The sequence below is a fragment of the Jiella pacifica genome (genome assembly GCF_010500815.1).
Taxonomy (GTDB): domain Bacteria; phylum Pseudomonadota; class Alphaproteobacteria; order Rhizobiales; family Rhizobiaceae; genus Jiella; species Jiella pacifica.
This window is the reverse complement of sequence record NZ_JAAAMG010000010.1, coordinates 44,711-65,990: the sequence shown is the minus strand read 5'-3', so window position 1 is coordinate 65,990 and position 21,280 is coordinate 44,711. Positions and strand designations below refer to the sequence as shown.

The window sequence follows — 21,280 nt, the reverse complement described above, 5'->3', positions numbered from 1 at the left end:
TTCGATGTTTCCTGCCGACCGGATTCCTTCCCGTCGGCAGTTTCGATGGCAGCAAGGCGGCCTTGCGAGACGCTCGCGCTCCACGCTCGTCAGATCACGACAAACCGGCGATTTTTTGCGGCCGCCTCCTATTCGCGATGCCGAATTTAGCTGCGGCGACGAGATTTGCCCACTGGCAATTCCGCCGCCGCCTTCGGTCTTGCGAAGAAGCGCCTTTGCAAACGACGAAGCCCCGGATCGCCGATCCGGGGCTTCGTTGCGAAGAGGACCTGCTCCCGCGATGCGCCGCTAGCTGTCGAACCGCCCGGAGGCGTGGGCGAGCATCGTGTAGACCTTGCCCGTATCGGAGGCGAGATAGGTCCGCGACACCCGGTTCTCCGGATCGTTGCGGGCGATGTCCTGCAGCAGCGCCTCGAAGTCGGCGATGTAGCGATCCACCGCCTCGCGGAACTCGGGGTCGCGCTGATACTTGCGGCGAATGTCGTCGAAGGTCTGCTGGCCCTGCATGGTGTAGAGCCGGCGGGTGAAGACGTTGCGCTCGCCGCGGCGATAGCGGTCCCACAGCTCGATGGAAGCGTTGTGGTCGATCGCCCGGGCGATGTCCATCGACAGCGAGTTCAGCGATTCGACGACGTGATCGGGCGAACGTTCGGGCGTCGCCGGCGTCCGCCCGGCGGCTGCCGAGGCCGGTGACGACTGCGGGACATCGGACGAAGGAGCGAATTCGTCGCCGAATGCGTCTTCGTCTTCCGATGCCCGGCGCAGAAGGTTCGACACCCATCCGCCGCCGCGATCCGCCTCGTTGCGGCCGCGGTCAGGAGACATGCGGCTGCCGTTCTCCGGGCGAGCAGGCCGTGCCGGGCCCTGCGCGGCTGGCGCGGCCGGTGCCGATCCGCCACCGCCGGTTCGAGCGGATGGGGCGGTGCCCGAGGTTCCGCTCTGGGTCGAGGCCGGCCGCTGGCCGCCGCCCTGCGGGGCGGAGCGCGACGTGGCTGGCTGCGCCGCGGTCTCGGAGGCCTTGGCCTCGCCGGCCGGCCGTGTCGGCTCGGCTCGGCTCGGCTCGTAGCTCCCGCCCCTGAGATCGTGGGCCAGATTGCCGTCGCTCATGAAGGACGCGGCGATCTCGCGTTCGACGTCCAAAGCGTCATCGTCGTCGAAGTCGAACTCTGACTTTTCCGCCGGCTCGGGCTTCGCCGCCGCCACCGCCGCCCGGGGGGCGGGACGCGTCTGGCGCTGCGGCTGCGACGGAGCGGGCCGCGAACGGTCGGCGACGTCGAAGGCCCGGCCGGACTGGGAGACGATGTCGGAGAGCTCGCGCAGCGCCCGGATCTGGTCGGACACGGCCCGGCGCATCGCCTCGGTGCTGGAGCGGGTCTCCTCGGGCAGTTCGAACACGCCGCGCTTGATCTCGGAACGGGCGTTCTCGAGTTCCGTCCGGATTGCCTTGGCCGCCTCGCGGATCTCCTCCGTCGAGCGTTCGAACCGCGCGCCGGCGTCTCCCAACGCTGCCTGGACCTGCTCGCGCAGCACCGCACCCGTCCGCAGCGAACGCTCCTCGGCCTCCTGCAACTGCCGGTCGACGTCGCCGAGAGAAGCCCCCAATTCGCCCGAAAGCCGCTCGGAAATCATCCGCGAACGCTGCTCGGTCCGGTCGAACAGGCCGGTGACGACCTCCTCGAAGGCATGCATCAGGCCGCCGATCTCCTCCGAGCGCCGGACGAGATTGGTGGACAGCTCGTCGAGGCCGGCATGGCCGCCGTCGAGCACCTGGCGCAGGCCGTCCTCGCGGGTCTCCAGAAGGCCGACGGTCTCCGACAGGACCGCCCCGTGCTCCTCGAAGCGCTGGGCCATCGAGGCAATCCGCGAAAACGCCGCAAGTGACAGCTGGTCGAGCTTGTCGACGTTGCTGTCGAGCATCCTGGCGCTCATCGAGATCGAGTTCGAGGCCTCCTGGGCGTCCTCGGCGAAGCGGGCGCCGCTCTCCTTGAGGATATTGTCGATGGCGCCGAGGTTGCCGGCCGTCTCTTCGACGAGGCCGCGCAGCGAGCTCGACGTCTGGGCGAGCCGGCCGATGAGCGAGCCGACGTCGCGCTGCAGCTGCTCGCGCATCTCGCCGACCATGCCGACCGTGGCGGCCGCCCGCTCGTCCAGGGCGCCGAGAATGGCGTCGGAGGACTGGGTGAGGGCGGAGATCGTCTCCTGGGCCCGCCGGCCGAGGGCGGCGGCAAGCGAGGCGTTCTCGGACCGCAGCCTGTCGGCCGCGTCGCGGGTGGTGACCTGAAGAAGCCGCGCCAGCTCCGTGCCGCCTTCGCCGATCTGGGAAAGCATCGGCCGGGCTTCCTCTTCGAGCATGCGGCTGATCTCGGCGTTGCGGGCCGACAGCATCGCCGCGAGGTTGCGGGTCTTCTCTTCCAACTCGTCGTTCATCGTCCGTGTGCGGGTCGCGAGCTGGCGCTCGGTCTCGCTCATCCGGTCGGCGAGTTCCTCACCGACGGAGCTGGCGCTGTCGAGGAGGGTCGTGCGGGCACGCTCGGTCTCCAGCCGGATGATCTCCGAGATCGCCGCGATCTGGGTCGACAGGTCGCCGCCCCGATTGGCGATTTCGTCGCGGACGCTTTCAGCGTCCTGCAGAAGCTGGCCGGAAACCGTCGCGACTTCGCCGCGCAGCTGGCCGACGACACCCTCGATCTCGCCGCGGATGGCCTCGGTGGTGGCAACGAGCTCGTCGCGCAGCCGTGCCGTCGAGGCGTCGATCTCGCCGGTGACGGGGTTTTCGGCGAGCAGGCCGGCAAGACGCTGGGTCGTCGCCTCGAGTTCCGCCGAGAAGGCGTCGGCTCGCGCCTCGAGTGCGGCGGCGATGTCGCCGGTGGCGTTGCGCATGGACCCGGCGGCCCGGTTCACCCGACCGGTGAAGTCCTCGCCGGAGGCCTTCAGTGCGCCCTGGGCGGTCTCGGTCAGTTCGCCCATGCGGGCGATGGCGGTTTCGAACTCAGCGGCGAGCCGGTTCGTGTCGCCGGCAAAGCGCGAGCGGTTGTCCTCGGCGATCTGCCGCAGCTCGTCGGCGGCGGTGGTGATCCGCTCGGCAAAGGTCTCGGTGTTGCGATCGAACTCGCCCGCCACGACGCCGGAGATGCCGGACAGCGTGTCGACCAAGGCCATGCGCTGCTGCGTCAGCTGCTCGCGCACCTCGTCGGTTTCCTTGCGGATACCGTGGGTGAGCCCGGCGATCTGGTTGGCCAGGGCCTCAGCCTCCGTGGCGAAGCGCGAACGCGACTCCTCCGACAGGGAACGGATCGCCTCGGCCGAACCGGTGATCGTCTCGGCGATCCGGCCGCCCTCGGTGACGAGCTTCGTGCCGGCGCTTTCGGTGCGTTCGGACAGCTGGCTCGCCAGTTCCTCCAGGCGGGCGGTGAGACGCTCGGCCTCGGCCGCGATGCGGCTTCGGGCCGCTTCGCTGGCGGTGTCGAACACCCGCGAGATGTCGCCGACGCTGGTCGAAACCTTCTCGCTCTCGGCCATCAGGCCTTCGCGGGCGCGGCTGGCCTCCTGCGCCATGGCCGTGGTCGCTTCGGTGATGGTGTTGCGGATCGACTCGGCGACCGTCGCGGCACGAGCGTTCAGCGTCCGCTCGACATTGCCGAGCCCGCGTTCGAGGGCGGTGGCGATCGCTTCGGTGCGCTGGTCGAGCGCGCCGACCAGGCTCGACGAACCGCTTTCGAGGACGGCGAGGAGATCCTCGCGGCGGCCCTCGAGGGTCTGCGACACGTCGCCGACCGACTGCTCGATGGTCCGGCGGACGTCGTCCGCCCGGTCCTCGAAGGTCGCGGCGGCCGAGGAGACCGCGCCGTCGATGAGCGCGGCGAGGCTGTCGCGGCGCTCGTCGAAGGCGGTGGCAAGCTTGAGGTCGGCTTCGAACAGGGCGTCGGAAAGGGCGGTGACGCGCTCTTCCAGCGTCGCGGCGAGCGCCGAGCGGCCGCTTTCGATCTGCCGGCCGAACTCGTCCCGGCGCTGGTCGAGGGCTGCGAGAAGCGTGCCTTCCGATCCGTCGACCACCCGCTGGATGGCGCCGAGCCGCTCGTCGAGGCCCTCGACGAGAACGCCGCGGGCGTCCTCGATGATGGCCCGCAGGGTCGCGGTGCGGCCGTCGAGATTCTCAGCGAGAAGGTTGACCCGTTCGCCGATCTCGTCGCGGATCGAACCGATCCCCTGATCGAGGGTTCCGGAGACCTCGTCGCGGCTGGTCGCCAGCAGGCTCTGCAGCCGCTCGATCCGCTGATCGAGGCTTTCGCGGACGCCCGTCTCGGCAGCCTGGGACGCCGACTTGAGCTCGGCGATCCGCGTCTCGATCGCGGTGGACACGGATTGGCCACTCTCGTGGATCTCGCCGGAAAAGCCCTCGAGCCCCGAGGCGATCGTCTGGCGGAGCTTTTCGAGCTCGGCCGAAAGACCCTTCTCGACATCGCTCCTGGCGCCCTCGGCCGCGGCCGAAAGGCGCGAAAGTCGTTCGTCGAGGCCCTCGACGACCATCGACAGGGCGCTTTCGATCGCCACGAGCTGGCTGCTGGCGGAGACCGACAGGTGATCCTCGAAACCTTGGGTCCGTTCGTCCATCTCGGCACGGAACCGCCCGGTCTCGGCATCGACCGTCCCGACCAGAGCGTTGCGGGTGTCCGCCAGCGACGTGCCGAGCGAGGCGATGCGCTCGGAAAGATCGCCGACGATCTGGTCGACGACCACGTCGAAGCCGGTGGCGACGTTGCGCAGGCGTTCGTCGATCGCCGCCGCGACCTGCGCCGCCATCTCGTCGCCGATCTTGCTGAGCGACGCCGACCGCTCGTCGAGGATGTCCGAAAGCTCGACTTTGCGTGCGTCGAAGCTCGACAGCAGCGCGTCCTGGGCGTCGCCCATCAGCCGCTCGTTGGCATGCAGGCGGTCGGCAAGGCCCGTGTTGAGCGCGCCGGTCCGCCGATCGAGGTTTTCGAAGAGCGCCTGAGACTTCTCGTCGATCGTGTTGATGAAGCTGGAGCTTTCCCCATCCATCGTGCGCTGCATCTCGGCGCCGCGTTCGGCCAGCGTGGAGGCGATGGCGTCGATCCGATGATCGAGCGAATTGACGATCTGGTCCTGCGACATCGTCAGCAGTTCCTCGATCGCGCCGCGACGTTCCTCGAACAGCGCCGAGAAGGCCGCGGCCCGCTCGTCGAGGCCCTCGGCAAGCAGGCCTTCGGCCGTGCCGACCGCTTCGCGGATCTCAGCCAGAACGGCTTCGACGCGCTCGGCGATCCGGTCGGTGCGCGCGCCCATGTCCTCGGTGACGAGACGCTGCGCTTCGTCGAGGGCCTGCGCAAAGCGCTTGGTCTGGCCGGCGAAGGACTGCTCGAGCGTCTGCATCCGGTTGGCGAAACTCGTCTCGAACCCTTCCGCGACGCGGCCCATGACGACCTCGATCTCGTCGCGGCGCTCGGTGAGGACGCCGTGGATCCGCTCGGCCGCGCTGTCGAGCTTGGTGCCGACTTCGCCGGCCCGTTCGCTGATCGCGTCGATGCGGCTGTCAGCCGCGAGATCGAAGGACAGGAGCCGCTGATCGAGCGCCTCGGCGAGGCCGCCCGTACGCTCCACCAGCAGGGCGTCGAGGCCCGACAGGCGGTCGCTCAGGAGCGAGCGCAGTTCGTTCGTCCGCTTCTCCAGGGTCTCGTTGGCCGATTGAACGACGCCGTCGCTGAGGCCGGCGAGATCGGAATGGCCCTTGTCGAAGGCTCCGACGATCTCCCGCGTACGGTCGGCGAGGGTCTGGGCAAAGGCGGTCGAGCGATCGGTGAGGGCGGCCGAGACCCGGTCGGTCGAAACCTCGATGGCGTTGGCCCGGTTCTCGATCGCCGCAAGCAGTGCCGGGCCGCGTTCGCCGAAGGCTTTTTGGATGTCCTCGAGGCGTCGATCGAGACCGCCGAGCATCTCAGTGTTGTTTTCCGAGAGCAGGTGTTCGATCCGCGCCGTCCGCTCGCCGAGTTCGGTTTCGGCGCTCTTCAGGAAGCGGTTTGCGCTGTCTTCCAGCCGCTCGCGGCGCCCGTCGATCTCTTTGGCGATCCCCGCCGTGAAACCCTCGCCATGCTTCTCGATCGCCTCCAGGCGCTGCCGGAACAGGCTGTCGAGACCGTCAAGGAAGGTCTCGCCCTGCAGCCGCATCGTCAGCGTCCGGTCGTCGAGGGCCTGCGCCAGCGCCTCGACGAACTTGTCGCCGTATTCGGACAGCATCTCTGTGCGCGAGCGCACGAGGCCGGTGGCGGCGTCGGCCGAGGCGATCATCCGGCCGACGATCTCGGTTCCGACCGACGTCATCTGCTCGCTGATATCGCTCGCCCGCGAAACCAGCGCGCTCGAGGTCGTGCCGAGCGTATCGTTGGCGGCTTCGGTCGAGGCGACGATCTGGCGAACGGCGGCCTCGGACGTCCCGCTGAGCTCGTTGACGAGCGTGCGCGTGGTGTCGGTGAGGGAAGCGGACAGCGTCTCGCCGCGCTCCGACAGCGTCGCGACGGCCTGTTCGACATGCCGATCGAACTCGCCGGAAAGGCGCGCGATCTGCTCCTGGACGCTGCGCTCCGCCGTCTCGCCGGCTTCTGCGATGCTGGCCGCGGCGCCCTCCGCGCCCAGCGAAAGCCCGAGAACCAGCTGTTCGTTTGCCTCGCGGACGTTCGACTGCAGCGTCGCGCTCCGCTCGGCGAAGTCGCTGAGCAGGAACTGGCCGCGGGTTGAGAACTCCTCGGCGATCTTGGCATTCTCTTCGGCAAGCGCCCGGGCGACGGTGTCGCCGGTCTCGCCGAGCCGGCCAACGGCCACTTCGCCGGCGCCGGTGATCGCCGCGAGCAGTCTCTCGCTCGTGCCGTTCGCCTGTTCCAGAAGCGCGGAGGACTGGCCGCCGAAGGCGCTGAGCAGCTGGCGGCTGCGACCGTCGAAGTCGTTCGCCAGCTCGTCGCTCTTCTCGGACAAGGTGCGTGCGACCACCGCACTGGTCTCGCCGAGCCGACCGACCGCCGATTCGCTCGCCGTCGTGATCGTCGACAGCAGCCGCTCGCTGGCGCCGTTCGCCGCGCCGACGATGGCCGTCGTGCGCTCGTCGAAGGCGGACAGCAGCTGCTGGCTGCGGCCCTCGAAGTCCGCCGCGAGCCGAGCGGCGCGGTCGTCCAGAGCCTGGGACACCTGGTCGCCGGCCGAGGTTATCTGGCTGGTGGCATTTTCGGCGGTGAAGGAGATGTCGGCGACGAGACGGTCGCCGAGGTCGGTCATGCGGGAATCGAGCGCGGCGCTCTTTTCGTCGAAGACCTGGATGAGCTGTTGGCTGCGGCTTTCGACACCGTCCGCGAGGGCGCGGCTGCGCTCTTCGCTTTCGCGGGCGAGCGTCTCGTTGGTCTCCGCAAGGCGGCGGACGGATTGGTCGGCGCTGCTGGTGATCCGTTCGATGAGCGATTCGGAATCGGCAGTGATGGCCTGCTTGATGCTGTCGGCACGCTCGCCGAGGAGGGCGACGAGGGTCGTGCTGCGTTCCTCGAACTCCCCGCCGATCCGGCCCGAGCGCTCGTCGAGATCACCGGCGACCTTCTCGCCGACGTCGATAAGCTTGCGGCCGGCATTCTCGGCGACCTGGTCGAGCCGCGAGAGCAGCGTCTCACCCTCGGAGGTCAGCTGTTCGCGCAAGGAACGACCGCGCGAGTCGAACAGTTCGGAGAGCTGCTGATTGCGAGTCTCGTAATCGGTGATGAAGCTGGCGCTGCGTTCGTCGATGAGGGCCGTGAAACGCTCCGAAGCCTCCTCGATCCGTCCGAGCACCGCGTCCGACGTCGCCTCGACGTCGCCGACCAGTCGCTGGTGCGAGCCGAGGACGGCCGAGCGCAGACGCTCGGCATGGGACAGCATCGCCTCTCGCTCGCTGCCGAGATCCTGGACCAGCGTGCGGATCTTGACCTCGTTGTCGGCATAGGCGCGTTCGAGGGCGCTGACCTCGTCGCGCACGAGGCTTTCCAGGTTCGAGGTCCGAGACAGCGCCCGCTCGACGCCCTCGGCGAGGCCGGAAATTTCCCGGCGCACCGCTTGGCCGACGCTCATCACCCGCTCGGTGGCGACGCTTTCGGGCTCGGCGAGGCGCATCGCCACCTCGGCGAGTGAGCGGCTCATCAGGCGAAGATCGGCCGACCGGCGCACCATCAGGCCGATCACCAGGAACAGGATCGGCGGCAGGACCGCCATGGCGAGGAGGGCGAGCATTTCGCCCTGGCGCAGCGGGTCGCCGGCGCCGCTGGCGATGAGCTCGATGTCGGTCCCGTAGATCGAGGAGGCGCCGACCATGACCCCGACAAGCCACAGAACCGAGGCGAAGAGGGCGATCCAGATCGGTGTCCTGGAAGCGCGGCGCTGCAGCAGAGCCTCGGCCCAGACGGCGTTCCGCCGGGCCTCGTCATTGGCGGCTGCCTGACTGTAGGCACGGGGCTGGTCGCCGAACGAAGACCGACCTTCCTGCGGTTCCGGCCGCTGAGACGCGGCGGCGGAGGCTTCTGCCCGATCGGCTGCCCGATCGGATGGGCGCGCGGGCTCGGCGGCAGCCGCCGCCGCTGCGGCGGCAAATCCCGCGGCGGCGGTGCGATGCCCGGCTCCATCGTTCGAAGGCGCCTCGTCGGCGGCCGGGCCCGCATCGCCGTCTTCGTCGCGCAGCTGACCGGCAGTCTCGCTGATCTGTCGCTCGAAGTCCTCGAGCGAGAGGACGACGTCGACGTTCTCCTCGCTGGTGGAGGTTTCGAGATGGCCGGTCGCCGCGGCAGGGGCTGACGCCTCTTCCATCTCGACGTCCGCGATGTCGATCCCGGCAAGCGCCTCTTCCAGCTCGTTGACCGTGTCGTCGGAAAGCTGATCGAAGGGTTTCGTCTTGGACATGGCCGTCGCGCCTCGATACTCTCTACATCCGCCCATGGTGGCCGGACGATGCTCGGTACCGCATCGTCTGGCCGCCGGCGTTCGCGCATTTCGTTACGGCCACCGAGGCCGGACGAGGGCGCAACGCCCGCGGTTTTTCACCTTAGGATGTTAGTGGCCCCCCGGTCCGAAAGAAACCGTAAAGCCGGCCAATCCCTACAAGTTTAAACATAAGGTTAACAACGACGGGGCAATTGCAACTTTTTCCGCCGGAAGGCTTGCGTGGGCGGGCTTACGATCGATCGGCCGAAAGGACACAGGGCGCCCGATCAATGGGGATTCGAGCCGTCACCTTAACCAATTGCTCACCGAACCGCGAGACGATTCCGCTTTGGCTTCAATGAATGGCGTCGCGGTTTCGAATCCGGCGCGGCCGCCGGTGGAGAATGCGATGTCGCAGCCGAACGAACGACAGCCCGAGGGCGGCGGGGCGCCGCAAGGCCGCTCCGGCGGTTCGATGCTGCCATCCCGTCGTTCGCCGATCGATCTCGTGCATCTGGCCCGCCAGACGGCCGGCGATCGGGCGCTCGAGGTCGAGGTGCTGGGGCTTCTCGTCATTCAGATCGAGCGCGCGAGGCCGGCGATCCTGGCTGCGGGTCCGCAGGAGCGATGCCGGCTCGCCCATGCGCTGAAGGGCGCAGCCCGCAATCTCGGCGCCTTCCGGCTGGCCGACGCGGCCGAAGAGCTCGAACGGGACCCGGGTGGGCCGGCGATGGTGGACGGTCTTCTCGACGAACTCGAGCGGACGGCGCGCTTTGCCAGGGAGCTCTCGACCGCCTGAAACCGCCGAGGCTCTTCGCGACCCGGTGCGGACCCATCCGCCAGCGCCGCGCGCCGGTGGATGTGCGCGCCCGCTACCGAAATCTGGAATGGTTCCGATTGACTTGTCGGCGGTAGGCTCACTAACACCGGAGCCGATGCGTCGCATTCTGCCGCGCCGATCGGCGCTCGGCCTCGGTGAGGCGGGCAGGGGGCGCCTCGAGCGATATCCAACCAAGGTTTGTCCGGCATGACCAAGATCACCTTCCAGACGGTGGATGGGACCCGCTACGACCTCGACGCCCGCGACGGGACCACGGCGATGGAAAACGCCGTCCGTGGCGACGTGCCGGGCATCGAGGCCGAATGCGGCGGCGCCTGCGCCTGTGCGACGTGCCACGTCTATGTCGACGAGGCCTGGCGCGAGAGCGTCGGCGAACCGGAGACGATGGAGGAGGACATGCTGGACTTCGCCCACGACCCGCAACCGAATTCCCGGCTGTCGTGCCAGATCAAGGTCCGGCCCGAACTCGACGGGTTGGTACTTTACGTCCCCGAGCGGCAGGGCTGAGGCAGGCCTCCCCCCTCGCCAAGGTCGAGGAAGAGCAGCGATCGGCCTGGCGCTTCAGCAGGCGAGCGAAGTCCGAAACGTTCAGGCGAGCTGATCGCGACTTACACGATCGAGCCCGACACCGCTCGGCACGACCGTGTCAGCGGCTACCCTGCGCCTCGACGGCGCGCGACAGCGCCCGGCGCAGCCGGAAGTTCACCTCGCGGCCCTCGATGGTGTCGAACTCGATCTGGGCGCGTTCGTGGCCGGCGAGATAGCGATGCGTGACGGTGTTCACCATCTCTTCCATGGCCGAGCAGTTCGGCTCCGTGCGCAGATTGCGAATCGCCGACTCCATCCGCTTCAGCCAGTTCCTGGCGATGGCCGCATGGCGGTTTTCGTGCCGGCGGATGTCCTTTTCGAGCGTCTCCCAGATCAGCTTGGTGTGCGCCGGGACCCGTTTCGGCTGGATCCATTTCGGCAGCGTCATCTCGAGGTCGAGGCTGAGATTGGTCGCGTCGACGGCGCAGCCTTCCGGCGTTCGCTTGTAGGTGACCTTTCCGTCGAATTTCACCTGGGTGGCGCCCGGATGACGGATGCCGGTATCGGAGACGAAGGGACCGCGCCGGTTGAGGTCCTGATCGAGCTCGGCAAGGGTGGAGCCGCGCACGGCGAAATAGGTGGTCTTCTCGCGAACCGACGCCGCTCCGGCGACAGCTGGCAGACAGAACGCGACCAGCGCCACGCACACCCCGAACCTCGATTTCATGCGCGCCGCCTCTGGAAGGAGCCGAAAGACCATCGTGCAACGGTACCTCAACCGGGCCGGGAAGCAAGCGCGGCCAGCGACACAATTGCGCAATCTTTCCGGTGAGGTTACCCAAAGGACCGAAGGCTCGCGATGGCTCGGAGCGGATCGTGGAGGAAGCCAGATGGACGTGATTTCACCGCGCGGCGGAACCTGGAAGCTCGCGCATGGCCGCAGCCTCGTTCTCGGCGAGACCGCGACCATCATGGGTGTCCTCAACGCGACGCCCGACAGCTTTTCCGACGGCGGGCGCTACGCCTCGGTGGGGGCGGCGGTCGCCGAATCGCTGAGGATGGTCGAGCAGGGCGCGTCGATCATCGACATCGGCGGAGAATCCACCCGGCCGGGGGCGACGCCCGTCGATGCCGCCGAGGAACAGCGCCGGATTCTGCCGGTGATCGAGGAACTCGTGCGGTGCTCCGACTGCCTGATCTCGGTCGACACCTATCGGGCGGAGACGGCAAGGCTGGCGGTCGAAGCCGGCGCGCACATCATCAACGACGTCCACGGCGCCCAGCGCGAACCGGCGATCGCCGAGGTCGCGGCGAAGACCGGCGCGGGGCTCTGCCTCATGCATACCGGACGCGACCGGGACAAACTTGCCGACGTCATCGAAGACCAGTTCCATTTCCTCCGCCGCTCCCTCGAAATCGCCAAGGCCGCCGGGGTCGAGGACGAGGCGATCGTCCTCGACCCCGGCTTCGGCTTCGCGAAGGACGGGCCGGAGAACCTCATTCTGCTCGCTCGCGTCCACGAGGTCATGGCGCTCGGCTATCCGCTGCTCGTCGGCACCTCACGCAAGCGCTTCGTCCGCGGCGCGATCGGCAGAGCCGATCCGGAGCCCGACATCGCCACGGCGGCGACGAGCGTGCTTCTGCGCGAGCGCGGGGCCGACGTCATCAGGGTTCACAACGTGCCGGCCAACCGCGACGCGCTGGCCATTGCCGACGCCATGCGACGGGCGCTGAAGGGCGAACGTTGGTGAGCGTCAGGGCCCATCTCGGCCTCGGCGGCAATCTCGGCGATCCGCGGGCGGCGATGGCTGCGGCTCTTCAGGCCATCGACGGGCGAGCCGATTGCGCGGTGGTGGCAGTCTCGCGTCTGTTCCGCACCCCGCCTTGGGGCAAGACGGATCAGCCGGATTTTCTCAACGCCTGCGCGACTGTCGAGACGGAGCTTTCAGCGCGCCAACTCCTCGACCTCTGCCTCGAGACGGAGCGGGCGTTCAAGCGCGAGCGCGCGGAGCGCTGGGGCCCGCGCACCCTCGACATCGACCTTCTCGACTTCGGCGGCACGATCAGCCGTGACGAGGCCTTGACGCTGCCACATCCTCGCGCCGTCGAGCGGGCCTTCGTCCTCGTGCCGCTCGCCGACATCGCGCCGGACCTCGCCTTCGGCGGGCGACGGGTCGCAGAACTCGTCGACGCGCTCGACACAGGAGTGATCGCGCCGGTCACGGAGGATGGCGCCTGGTGGCGCTGAAGGTCTCTTCGACGTTACTCAATCCGCTCAGCGATTGATTGGAACGAGGTCCCAAGGCTTGCGTCTTCAGGCGATGAGTGCGATTCTGACACCAAGTTCCAGGGGCCGATATTCTGAATGGACTTCGCATGAATGGTTGCTGTAAGCAATCGATTGCATGCACCTGGAACTGAAAACGTATTCTGCGGCCCCCTCCGTATTGTAGTGTCGCGGGAGAGCCGCTTTGTTTGCAGCGCATCGGCGAAATTACGCAAGTCGATACCCGTTTTCTGCAACCGGTCAGGATAGCCATGCGGCGTCGCTTGCGGTACGCCGAAACCTTCACGATGTGCTGTGGCATCCTCGTCGCTTCTTTCGGGGCGCTGGACTGGCTCGATTGGTTGAGCGGCAGTGGGCTTCTGGCTGCCGGCTCCCGCTACACCGCAACCGCACCTCTTGCCGCCTTGTGCTTCTTCATCACCGGAATTGCCATCGTCGCCGCAGTTCGTTGGAACTCTCGGACGGCAAGGCTGCTGGCCGCCGCCGTAGCCGTGGTGGTCGTGTTCAATCTCTTTCTCTTCGCCTTCGGTGCGGCGGCGTGGCCGGCCCGGGCGCTCTCGTTTCATTCGTCCGGGGCAGAGCATGCGGTCATGTCCTGGGCGACGAGCCTGTGTTTCGCTCTGGCCGCCCTTTCGATCTGGCTGTTCAGTGCCAACCGGCGACGATGGGTGGCCGTTGCTGCAGTCGCGGCATCAATCGGCCTCGTCACGATCGCCGTGTCCCTCCTCGGGATCCTTTTCGACGTCGGGGCGATCTATTCCGTGCCGTTCTTCGTCGGCCACGCGTTGTCCTCGGCGCTGGCGTTCCTCGTCTGCTTCACCGGGCTTTTGATGCTTCGTCCCGCGCGCAGCTGGACCTCGATCCTGCTCGGCCGGGGCGCCGGGAGCATGATGGCGCGTTGGCTGTTTCCGTTCACCATCCTGATCCCGGTCGTGCTGTGCTACGCCGGCTATCGGATGATGGTCGACGAGATGCTGCCTGCGGCCGTCGTCGCCAGCATCATCGCGGCACTGTCTTCGCTTCTTCTGGGCGCCAGCGTCCTGAGGAGCGGCCATCTCGTCAACGAACGTGAAGTACGTCTCGCCGAGATGATGCGGAAAATGGAACTCTACGCCCAGGACCGCGATCTGCTTCTGCGCGAGGTGAACCACCGCGTGAAGAACAACCTCGCGCAGGTCCATGCGATGCTTGGGCTGCAGGCACGCCGAGTTGCCGATCCTGCCGCGAGGCAGGAGCTGATCGACATGAAGGGGCGGATCGAAGCGTTGAGCACGCTGCACCGGATTCTTCTCGCCAACGACAATCCGAGCACGCTTTGTGCCAGCGAGTATTTCACTGCCTTGTGCGAGCGGATCGACGAGGAGCTCGGGGCCGGACAGCGCGGCATCCGCATCGCAGTGGATGCGGACCGGGTACCGCTGCAACTCGACTTCGCCATTTCGGCGGGAATGCTGCTCAACGAGCTGGCCAGCAGGGCGATCAAGCGCGGCCTCGCAGCGACCGGCGGCGGCACGGTCGACGTCCGCTTCCGGCTCGTCGGACACGACGGCTGCGAGCTATCGGTGAGAGACGACGGCTCTGGCCTCGAACGCCTGGCCGAACGAGGCTCGGAAGACGATCTCGGGATCAAGATCATTCAGGCCATCGTCGCGCAACTTCGTGGCAGCGTCGAAGTTTCCAATGAGCCGGGCACCCGGATCTCCATCCGAATGCCCGTGGGGAGATGATTTCATGGAAAGCCGGTTCAGTGTCGTGATCGTCGAAGACGACTTCCTGATCATGGAATATCTGCGCGAGCTATCGGAGGACATCGGCCTGAACGTTCTCGGAACTGCGGACGTCGCCGAGCAGGCGGTCACGACCATCCTGGAAAATCGGCCCGACTTCGTGTTCATGGACCTTCGGCTGGGGGGCGATCGCGACGGCGTCGACGTCGCCCAAGCGATTCAGCCCGACATGCCGGACCTCAAGATCATTTACATCACTGGTTCGAGCGAGCCGACTTCGCTCGCGCGCATCCGCGCCGACCATCCGTATGAGGTGCTGATCAAGCCCGTGGTCGAGCGCGACCTGCGCCGCGCGGTCGGCATCCCCGTCAACTGATTTCGCCGCCGTGCCCAAGTCGGGCAGGAGCTTCGGGCAGGGTGGCCAACAGCGCTACCGGATCAGTCGGACAGCGCGCTCTGGCGCGTGCCGGCCGCCCGCTTCAGGTTCATCCCGATGACCGGAACGAGCTGCGAGGAGACGCGGACCGAGACGGTGATCGCCAGCGAGTCGTCGTCTGCGAGACGGGCGATCATCGCGCCTTTCAGCTGCTTGCGGTCGAGGCCTACGACGATGTGGTCGCCGGCGACTTCACCGGAGACGATGTCGAGGCCCTTGCCGGCCGCACCGTCCTGGAAGGCACCGCGATAGGACTTGCCGGAGCGCACGACCTCGGCTCGCATCGGCTGGGAAAACAGGCCGACTCGGCAGGAGCCTTCGAGCGCGACGCCCACCTTCTTTGCGTGCTCGGAGCCGGCAAAGTTGCAGACGAACTTTGTGCCCGCGAACTTGCCGGCGACGATCTCGCCCGGGCCGGACCACTGGCCTGTGATGCGCCGGAAGAAGGCTTCGTCACTGTCGGCTTTTGCCGGAACGATGGTCGCGGCCGAAACTGCGAGGCTGAGGGCGAGACCGGCTGTCATCAGACGCGACATGGAGAAAACTTCCTGAATGAAGACCGTTTACCATGTCATTGTCGCTTCAAAGGGTTAACCAAGCCTTTCGGCGTAGCCGTCGCATGGCGCAAGCGGGCTCAAGTTCGTTTGCCGGCAGGCGTTTCGATGCCGGAATGGGCTGTGAGTTCCGACAGGATCGCTCCGATTCGCGGGCGCTTTGCGCGCAAGAACGGCAGCGGACGGCAGAGATCCATCGCGGCCAGACCGACCCGCGCGGTCAGAAGGCCGTTGACGACACCCTCGCCGAGCCGCTGGGACAGGCGCGCTGCGAGCCCGTGTCCGATCACCTGCTGCACCAGGCTGTCGCCGACGGCGATCGAGCCGGTGACCGCGAGATGGCCGAGCACGTCACGGGTCAACTTGACGAGGCCGAGAGTGCCCGGCCGTGCGCCATAGAGATCGGCCATCTTGCGGATCAGCTTGACGTTCTCGAAGACGACATAGGCGACGTCCACCAACGCCTTCGGGCTGACGGCCGTCACCACCGAGACACGTTTGGCCGAGGCGAGCACCAGGGCCCGCGCCTTGGCGTCGAGCGGCCCGAGCATGTGCTCCTCGGCCAGCGCGACGAGGTCTGCTCCGTCGAACACCTCGTCCTTGAGCGTCGCCATTTCGGCGCGGCCGAGGGCGGTCTCGGGCCGGCCGGAGAGGAGGGTCTCCAGGGTCGCCACGGCGAGCTTCGCCTCGGGAAGCGAATCGCCGCGATAGGCGGCAAGCGCCCGCTTGCGCTCCCTGTCGACGGCGGCGAGCCGCATCAGGCCGACGATTTCCCGGATGACGATGGCAAGAAGGGCGAAAAGCGCGAGCACGGCGAGGGCGAGGGCGGTCCAGCCGAGCCATTCCGAACGCGCGAAGACGTCGCGCACGATCGCGTCGATCGCCAGTCCGACACCGATCGACAGGAGCAGGCCGAGCGAGGCGGCGAGGAGCTTGCCGAAGGAAAAGCGCCGGCCGGTCTCGATCTCCGGCTCCCCATTCGCCGAGACGTCCTCGTCGATGGCCTCGTCCGGATCGAATTCGATCGTCGCGACAGCCCCGATCGAGCGCGGCATGCGCGGCGGCGCGTGAGCGGCGTCTTCGCGCGTCTCGGGTTGGCGTGGCGGCTTGGTTCCCGGCAGGTCGAAAGCGCCGGGGGCGCGCCGGCGAGGGCCGTGCTCGTCGCTCATTGCAGCCTGTCTCCCAAGAGAAACTCCAGCGCCCGGTCGAGCCGGATGTGCGGCAGCGAGAGGGTCAGGCCCTCGGGGCTGTGCTGCAGCTTCGGCGGGCGGAAACGGACGAAGCGCAGCGAGCCGGCCGCTACGCCGTCGACCGGGTCGAAGAGACGGCGCGGGTCGTCCGGGAGATCGCCAGGAAACACCGCCGTCTCGCTCTGGCCGTCGAAGATCCGCTCGCCGATGGTCTCTCCGGCGGCGGGGATGCCGACGATCACCGGCAGGTCTTCGCCGTCATCTTTCACCGTCGCTTCGCGGGTGGCGCGCACGGCCGCCATGGCGAGGACCTCGGTCTTGGCGCCGGAAAACTTCGCCCGGGCGACCGCGTCGTCGACCATGACGCGGACGATCGCCTCCAGCCGGCGGTGGCTTTCGCGATGGAGATGGTCGGCCTTGGTCGCGGCGACGAGGATGCGGTCGATGCGGCGGGTGAGGAACGAGCCGAGCCAGCTGGAGCGCCCCGGGCGAAAGCAGGCGAGAATGTCGGTAAGCGCCGTTTCAAGATCGCTGACCGCCTCCGGCCCGGCATTGATCGCCTGCAGCGCGTCGATCAACAGGATCTGCCGGTCGAGCCTCGCAAAATGATTGCGGAAGAAGGGTTTGACGACGACGGTCTTGTAGGCCTCGTAGCGGCGGGAAAGATGCGCCGCCATCGAGCCCTTCGGATAGGTCTTGCCCTTTTCGACAGGCAGCGGTGCGAAGGTGAGGGCCGGCGAGCCGTCGAGATCGCCCGGCATCAGGAAGCGCCCCGGCGGCAGGGTCGATAACGCCGCCGTGTCGGCCCGGCAGGCCTTGAGATAATCAGCGAAGAGGACGCTGAGATCGCGCGCCGTCACCTCGTCCGCCGGCGCATCGAGATCGATGGTCGCGAGCTTCGCCAGAAACGGCCCGGCCTCCTTCTGCCGCGAGGGCAGCCGCGCCCGCTCGAGGGCCTCCGCCGAGAAGGTGGCGAAATCCTTGTCGATCAGCGGCAGGTCGAGCAGCCACTCGCCGGGATAGTCGACGATGTCGAGGGTGAGCTTGCCGCCCGGCAGCATGCGCCGCCAGGCCTCGGCGGACTCGAATGCGATGGTGAGGCGCAGTTCGGAGATCGCCCGGGTCGATTCCGGCCAGACCCGCTCCTCGACGATACGGCGGATGTGATCTTCGTATTGAAAGCGCGGCACCGCGTCGTCCGGCTGCTCCTGCAGGTCGGCGCCGAGGATGCGGCCGTTGGCCTGCGCCCTGAACAGCGGCAGCCGGCCGCCGGACAGCAGGTTATGGACGAGGGCGGTGATGAACACCGTCTTGCCGGCCCGGGAAAGGCCCGTGACGCCGAGGCGAAGATGCGGATTGAAGATCGACGCGGTCCGGTCGGTGAAATTGTCGAAGACGAGGCGGGCCTCGTCGGCAATCGATGTCATGGGCGGCGCTGGTCTTCGAGGCGGGAACAGGGGCGGGGTTTCGGGGCGATGGGCCCTTCACCGGCATATAGGCATGGTGTGCCCGGCTTCGAAGGGCATTGCGGCGAACCGGCGGAAAACGCCGTTCAATCCCGACGCCGTGCCATCAGGGCCGGACGACGCGCAGGAGACGGCCAGATCGGGCGGCGATCTCGCCAAGCGGACGATCGAGACCGACGATCGCCAGGGCCGCGGTGGGAAAGCCGCCGGCGATTGTCGCGATGGCGTCTTCTTCGCCGCTGTCGCACAGAGAGCGCGTGAAGTCCTCGATCATCGGGTTGTGGCCGACGACGAGCAGGTTGCCGACGTCGCCCGCGTCCTTCGCAGCAGCGAAATAGGCATCGGCGCCGAGGGCGTAGAGTTCGTCGGCATAGGCGACCGGAACAGTCTTCCCGAATAGGGGGAGGAGCGGAGCGAGCGTATCGACCGCACGCTTCGCCGTCGAGCAGGCGACCGCGTCGACCCGCAGCGCTTCGTCCGCGAAGATCTCCGCCAACCGGTCGGCATCGGCAGCGCCGCGTTCGTCGAGCGGGCGCTGATGGTCGCGCTCGCCCGGCCGCGCCCAGGACGAATGGGCATGCCTGAGGATCAGGAGATGGTGCGCGAAGCTCGCCGTCATGGAAATTCGATAAGCCGAAACCCGTCGCCAGGCAATCGCCGCGCCGGCCACGCGATCCTCGGCGCAACCTGGTGCATGCCGGCCGATTGACGAGAGAGCGGTCCCAGAGGCGCGAAAACACCTTTGAACCCGCCGGAATTGGCCGATTGGAGGGTATCGAGGCTGGCGCGACGCTGGATCGGCAGGCGCTACGGCATCGTCCAGCGGACTGAACGTTCCAATTCGTCAAGCAAATCCGACTGTTAGAATCACATCCAGCGGGCGGCTGTGGCGTAAACTCAACTTGTTCGTCTGCCAAACCGCCGCTATAAGGCCGGCCAGCGGGAATGGAGGTGCGTGATGAGCGAAACACTCAATGCCGAACTGAAGCTGTCCGAGGACGGCCCCTTCATGAACGACCGCCAGAAGGAATACTTCCGGCGCAAGCTCCTGACCTGGAAGGCCGAGATCCTGCGCGAGGCGCGCGAGACGCTCGACACACTCGCCAACGACAACTCCAATCTCGCCGACGTTGCCGACCGCGCCTCCTCCGAAACCGACCGGGCCATCGAGCTTCGTGCCCGTGACCGGCAGCGCAAGCTGATCTCGAAGATCGACGCGGCGCTGGAGCGGATCGAGGACGGCTCCTACGGCTATTGCGAAGAGACCGGCGAGCCGATCAGCCTGAAGCGTCTCGACGCGCGGCCGATCGCCACGCTCTCCCTGGAGGCCCAGGAGCGGCACGAGCGCCGCGAGAAGGTCTATCGCGACGAATGAACCGGTCACGGGGGGGGGGGAATCACCCGCCGTCCAGAATCCGGCCCTGTGATGGCTTGCCATGTGGTTCGCCCCGCTTCGGGTCGGTCGATCAGGCGCATGCGGCAGCTCTGCCGACGCGATCGGTATCGGTGGGGGCATGGGCCTAACCTGCCGCCAGCGCCGACTTCTCCATCACGCCAAAGGAACACGGCCCGAATGTGACGGGCCGTGAAGTTTTTCGGCAAGATCTGGCTGCAGGTCGCGCGCCACAGTCGTGGGCGCCGGGACGGGCGCCCCAGAGCAGGCGCCCGGAGGCACCCACACTCCTGCGATCATTCGAAGACGGATTCTGCCTTCGCGCCGATCCTGTCCTTCGGGTCCGGGCCGAAGCGGTTGCTGCCCGTCGTTCCGTCGAGACACATCAGCACCAGGAACCAGATCGAGCCGATCAGCGGGATGAGGGTGATGAATACCCACCAGCCCCGGCGATCGGTATCGTGCAGGCGGCGGACCGAACAGGCGAGGAGGGGGATGACGTTGACGATGCCCCAGATTGCCGTCAGCACCCCGCCTTCGGCGCTTGCACTGGCGCTGAAGCCGTCGACGGTGTCGACCGCCGTCTGGGTCGGGCCGCCGAGGCCGAGCGCCGAGTCGACGAAGATCAGGACGAAACCGACCCCATAGAAGAACAGCATGTACAGCCAGTATTCCTTGCGGCGCGCCCGGCTGGAAAGATCGAAATAGCGCCGATAGGGCGCAAGCATGGTTGACACGGGGATCTCCTGACCGTTGACGACAGGCACGGCTTATAGAGCCTACCGGTCCGATGCCAAGGCTGGAGCGTTCGGTACCGTGTCCCCGTTGTCCAGTGCTCGCGAAGCGCGTTGCGATCGTCGCGCCGCGCGGCTATCACGCGGCCATGCCGCTGACCGTCGCCGCCTTCTACCGCTTCCTGCCGCTCGACGAGCTCGAGCCTCTGCGCTTCGCGCTGCTCGCCTTCTGCCGCGAGCGCGGCCTGCGCGGCACCATTCTGATCGCCCCCGAGGGCGTCAACGGGACAGTTGCGGGCCAGAAGGCCACGATGGGTGAATTTCTGACCGAACTCTCCCGCCGGTTCGGCCTGACCGACGAGCATTTGCGGCTGTCGACCGCCGCCGACTGGCCCTTCGCCCGCATGAAGGTCCGCATCCGCCCGGAGATCATCACCCTTCGCGACGAGGCGGGCGACCCCCTGGCGAAGACTGGTGTCCACGTCCCGCCGGAAGATTGGAACGCCCTGATCTCGGACCCAAGCGTTCTCCTCCTCGATACGCGCAACCACTACGAGACGAAGGTCGGGATCTTCGAGGGCGCCGTCGATCCGGGCATCGACCAGTTCACCGACTTCAAGCGCTATGTCGAGGAGAGGCTCGATCCCGCGACGACCCCGAAGGTGGCGATGTTCTGCACCGGTGGCATCCGCTGCGAAAAGGCTTCGGCCTTCATGTTGGAGAAGGGGTTCGCCGAGGTCTACCAGCTGAAGGGCGGCATCCTGTCCTATCTCGAACGGGTGCCTGAGGCTGAAAGCCGCTGGCAGGGCGACTGCTACGTCTTCGACGGCCGCGTGGCGCTGGGACACGGGCTGGCCGAAACCGACTGGACGGCCTGCTTCGGCTGCGGCGCGCCTCTGTCGGACGAGGATCGGGCGGCGCCGGAATTCGAGGAGGGCGTTTGCTGTCCCGCCTGCGCCGGGACGAAGAGCGACCAGGAGATCGCAGCGTTGCGCGAGCGGCATCAGAGGATGATTGCAGGCGAGGGGTGAGCGGCATTACGTGGAGCGATGGCTGAATCGCGTCCCCACGTTGCGGCCGTGACTACCCCCTCTGCCCTGCCGGGCGTCTCCCCCTCAAGGGGGGGAGATCGACCCCGCTCCGACGTATCGCCCTCACTTGGATGCCTCGACTTGCACGAACGC

General features: G+C 67.4%; 15 protein-coding genes. 8 read left to right on the top strand and 7 right to left on the bottom strand.

The annotated features are described in order from the left end of the window. Nucleotides 1-288: 288 nt before the first annotated feature. The gene (locus GTK09_RS13500) at nucleotides 289-8,919 is read right to left on the bottom strand and encodes an apolipoprotein A-IV repeat region-like domain-containing protein (RefSeq protein ID WP_163463696.1); all 8,631 of its coding nucleotides are present in this window, start codon (nucleotides 8,917-8,919) and stop codon (nucleotides 289-291) included. Nucleotides 8,920-9,349: 430 nt separating this feature from the next. Between GTK09_RS13500 and GTK09_RS13495 the strand changes: the two genes are divergently transcribed. Then, on the top strand, nucleotides 9,350-9,739 hold the full coding sequence (locus tag GTK09_RS13495; protein WP_246217896.1) for an Hpt domain-containing protein: 390 nt from the start codon (nucleotides 9,350-9,352) through the stop codon (nucleotides 9,737-9,739). Between the two features lie 228 nt (nucleotides 9,740-9,967). After that, complete coding sequence (locus GTK09_RS13490; RefSeq protein WP_163463695.1) at nucleotides 9,968-10,288, top strand: 2Fe-2S iron-sulfur cluster-binding protein; 321 nt, start codon at nucleotides 9,968-9,970, stop codon at nucleotides 10,286-10,288. 139 nt (nucleotides 10,289-10,427) lie between these two features. On the opposite strand, the gene GTK09_RS13485 is transcribed toward GTK09_RS13490, so the two are convergent. Next, a complete protein-coding gene (locus GTK09_RS13485) occupies nucleotides 10,428-11,036 on the bottom strand; it encodes a DUF922 domain-containing Zn-dependent protease (RefSeq protein WP_163463694.1) in 609 nt (202 codons plus the stop codon). Nucleotides 11,037-11,199: 163 nt separating this feature from the next. Between GTK09_RS13485 and folP the strand changes: the two genes are divergently transcribed. The 4 genes from folP to GTK09_RS13465 all read left to right on the top strand — a co-directional run bounded on the left by folP (nucleotide 11,200) and on the right by GTK09_RS13465 (nucleotide 14,699). Beyond that, nucleotides 11,200-12,060, top strand: a complete 861-nt coding sequence (gene folP, locus GTK09_RS13480; protein WP_163463693.1) for a dihydropteroate synthase — start codon at nucleotides 11,200-11,202, stop codon at nucleotides 12,058-12,060. Further along, on the top strand, nucleotides 12,057-12,557 hold the full coding sequence (folK, locus tag GTK09_RS13475; RefSeq protein ID WP_163463692.1) for a 2-amino-4-hydroxy-6-hydroxymethyldihydropteridine diphosphokinase: 501 nt from the start codon (nucleotides 12,057-12,059) through the stop codon (nucleotides 12,555-12,557). The genes folP and folK overlap by 4 nt, the downstream gene beginning before the upstream one ends. 227 nt (nucleotides 12,558-12,784) lie before the next feature. After that, on the top strand, nucleotides 12,785-14,323 hold the full coding sequence (locus tag GTK09_RS13470; RefSeq protein ID WP_163463691.1) for a sensor histidine kinase: 1,539 nt from the start codon (nucleotides 12,785-12,787) through the stop codon (nucleotides 14,321-14,323). 25 nt (nucleotides 14,324-14,348) lie between these two features. Beyond that, a complete protein-coding gene (locus GTK09_RS13465) occupies nucleotides 14,349-14,699 on the top strand; it encodes a response regulator (RefSeq protein ID WP_203561024.1) in 351 nt (116 codons plus the stop codon). 62 nt (nucleotides 14,700-14,761) lie between these two features. On the opposite strand, the gene GTK09_RS13460 is transcribed toward GTK09_RS13465, so the two are convergent. The 4 genes from GTK09_RS13460 to GTK09_RS13445 all read right to left on the bottom strand — a co-directional run bounded on the left by GTK09_RS13460 (nucleotide 14,762) and on the right by GTK09_RS13445 (nucleotide 18,588). After that, complete coding sequence (locus GTK09_RS13460; RefSeq protein WP_163463690.1) at nucleotides 14,762-15,295, bottom strand: hypothetical protein; 534 nt, start codon at nucleotides 15,293-15,295, stop codon at nucleotides 14,762-14,764. Nucleotides 15,296-15,393: 98 nt separating this feature from the next. Next, nucleotides 15,394-16,482 (bottom strand): YcjF family protein, encoded by a 1,089-nt coding sequence (locus tag GTK09_RS13455; RefSeq protein WP_163463689.1) that lies wholly within the window; start codon nucleotides 16,480-16,482, stop codon nucleotides 15,394-15,396. After that, nucleotides 16,479-17,930 carry a YcjX family GTP-binding protein gene (locus tag GTK09_RS13450; RefSeq protein WP_163463688.1) on the bottom strand — a complete coding sequence of 484 codons (1,452 nt, stop codon included), beginning with the start codon at nucleotides 17,928-17,930 and terminating at the stop codon, nucleotides 16,479-16,481. The genes GTK09_RS13455 and GTK09_RS13450 overlap by 4 nt, the downstream gene beginning before the upstream one ends. A gap of 145 nt (nucleotides 17,931-18,075) precedes the next feature. Further along, on the bottom strand, nucleotides 18,076-18,588 hold the full coding sequence (locus GTK09_RS13445; RefSeq protein ID WP_163463687.1) for a SixA phosphatase family protein: 513 nt from the start codon (nucleotides 18,586-18,588) through the stop codon (nucleotides 18,076-18,078). Between the two features lie 339 nt (nucleotides 18,589-18,927). On the opposite strand from GTK09_RS13445, the gene dksA reads away from it, so the two are divergent. Then, nucleotides 18,928-19,344 (top strand): RNA polymerase-binding protein DksA, encoded by a 417-nt coding sequence (dksA, locus tag GTK09_RS13440; protein ID WP_163463686.1) that lies wholly within the window; start codon nucleotides 18,928-18,930, stop codon nucleotides 19,342-19,344. A 314-nt stretch (nucleotides 19,345-19,658) separates the two neighbouring features. On the opposite strand, the gene GTK09_RS13435 is transcribed toward dksA, so the two are convergent. After that, the gene (locus GTK09_RS13435) at nucleotides 19,659-20,090 is read right to left on the bottom strand and encodes a DUF805 domain-containing protein (protein WP_246217901.1); all 432 of its coding nucleotides are present in this window, start codon (nucleotides 20,088-20,090) and stop codon (nucleotides 19,659-19,661) included. Between the two features lie 104 nt (nucleotides 20,091-20,194). Between GTK09_RS13435 and trhO the strand changes: the two genes are divergently transcribed. Then, a complete protein-coding gene (trhO, locus tag GTK09_RS13430) occupies nucleotides 20,195-21,127 on the top strand; it encodes an oxygen-dependent tRNA uridine(34) hydroxylase TrhO (RefSeq protein ID WP_312869844.1) in 933 nt (310 codons plus the stop codon). Nucleotides 21,128-21,280: the final 153 nt, after the last annotated feature.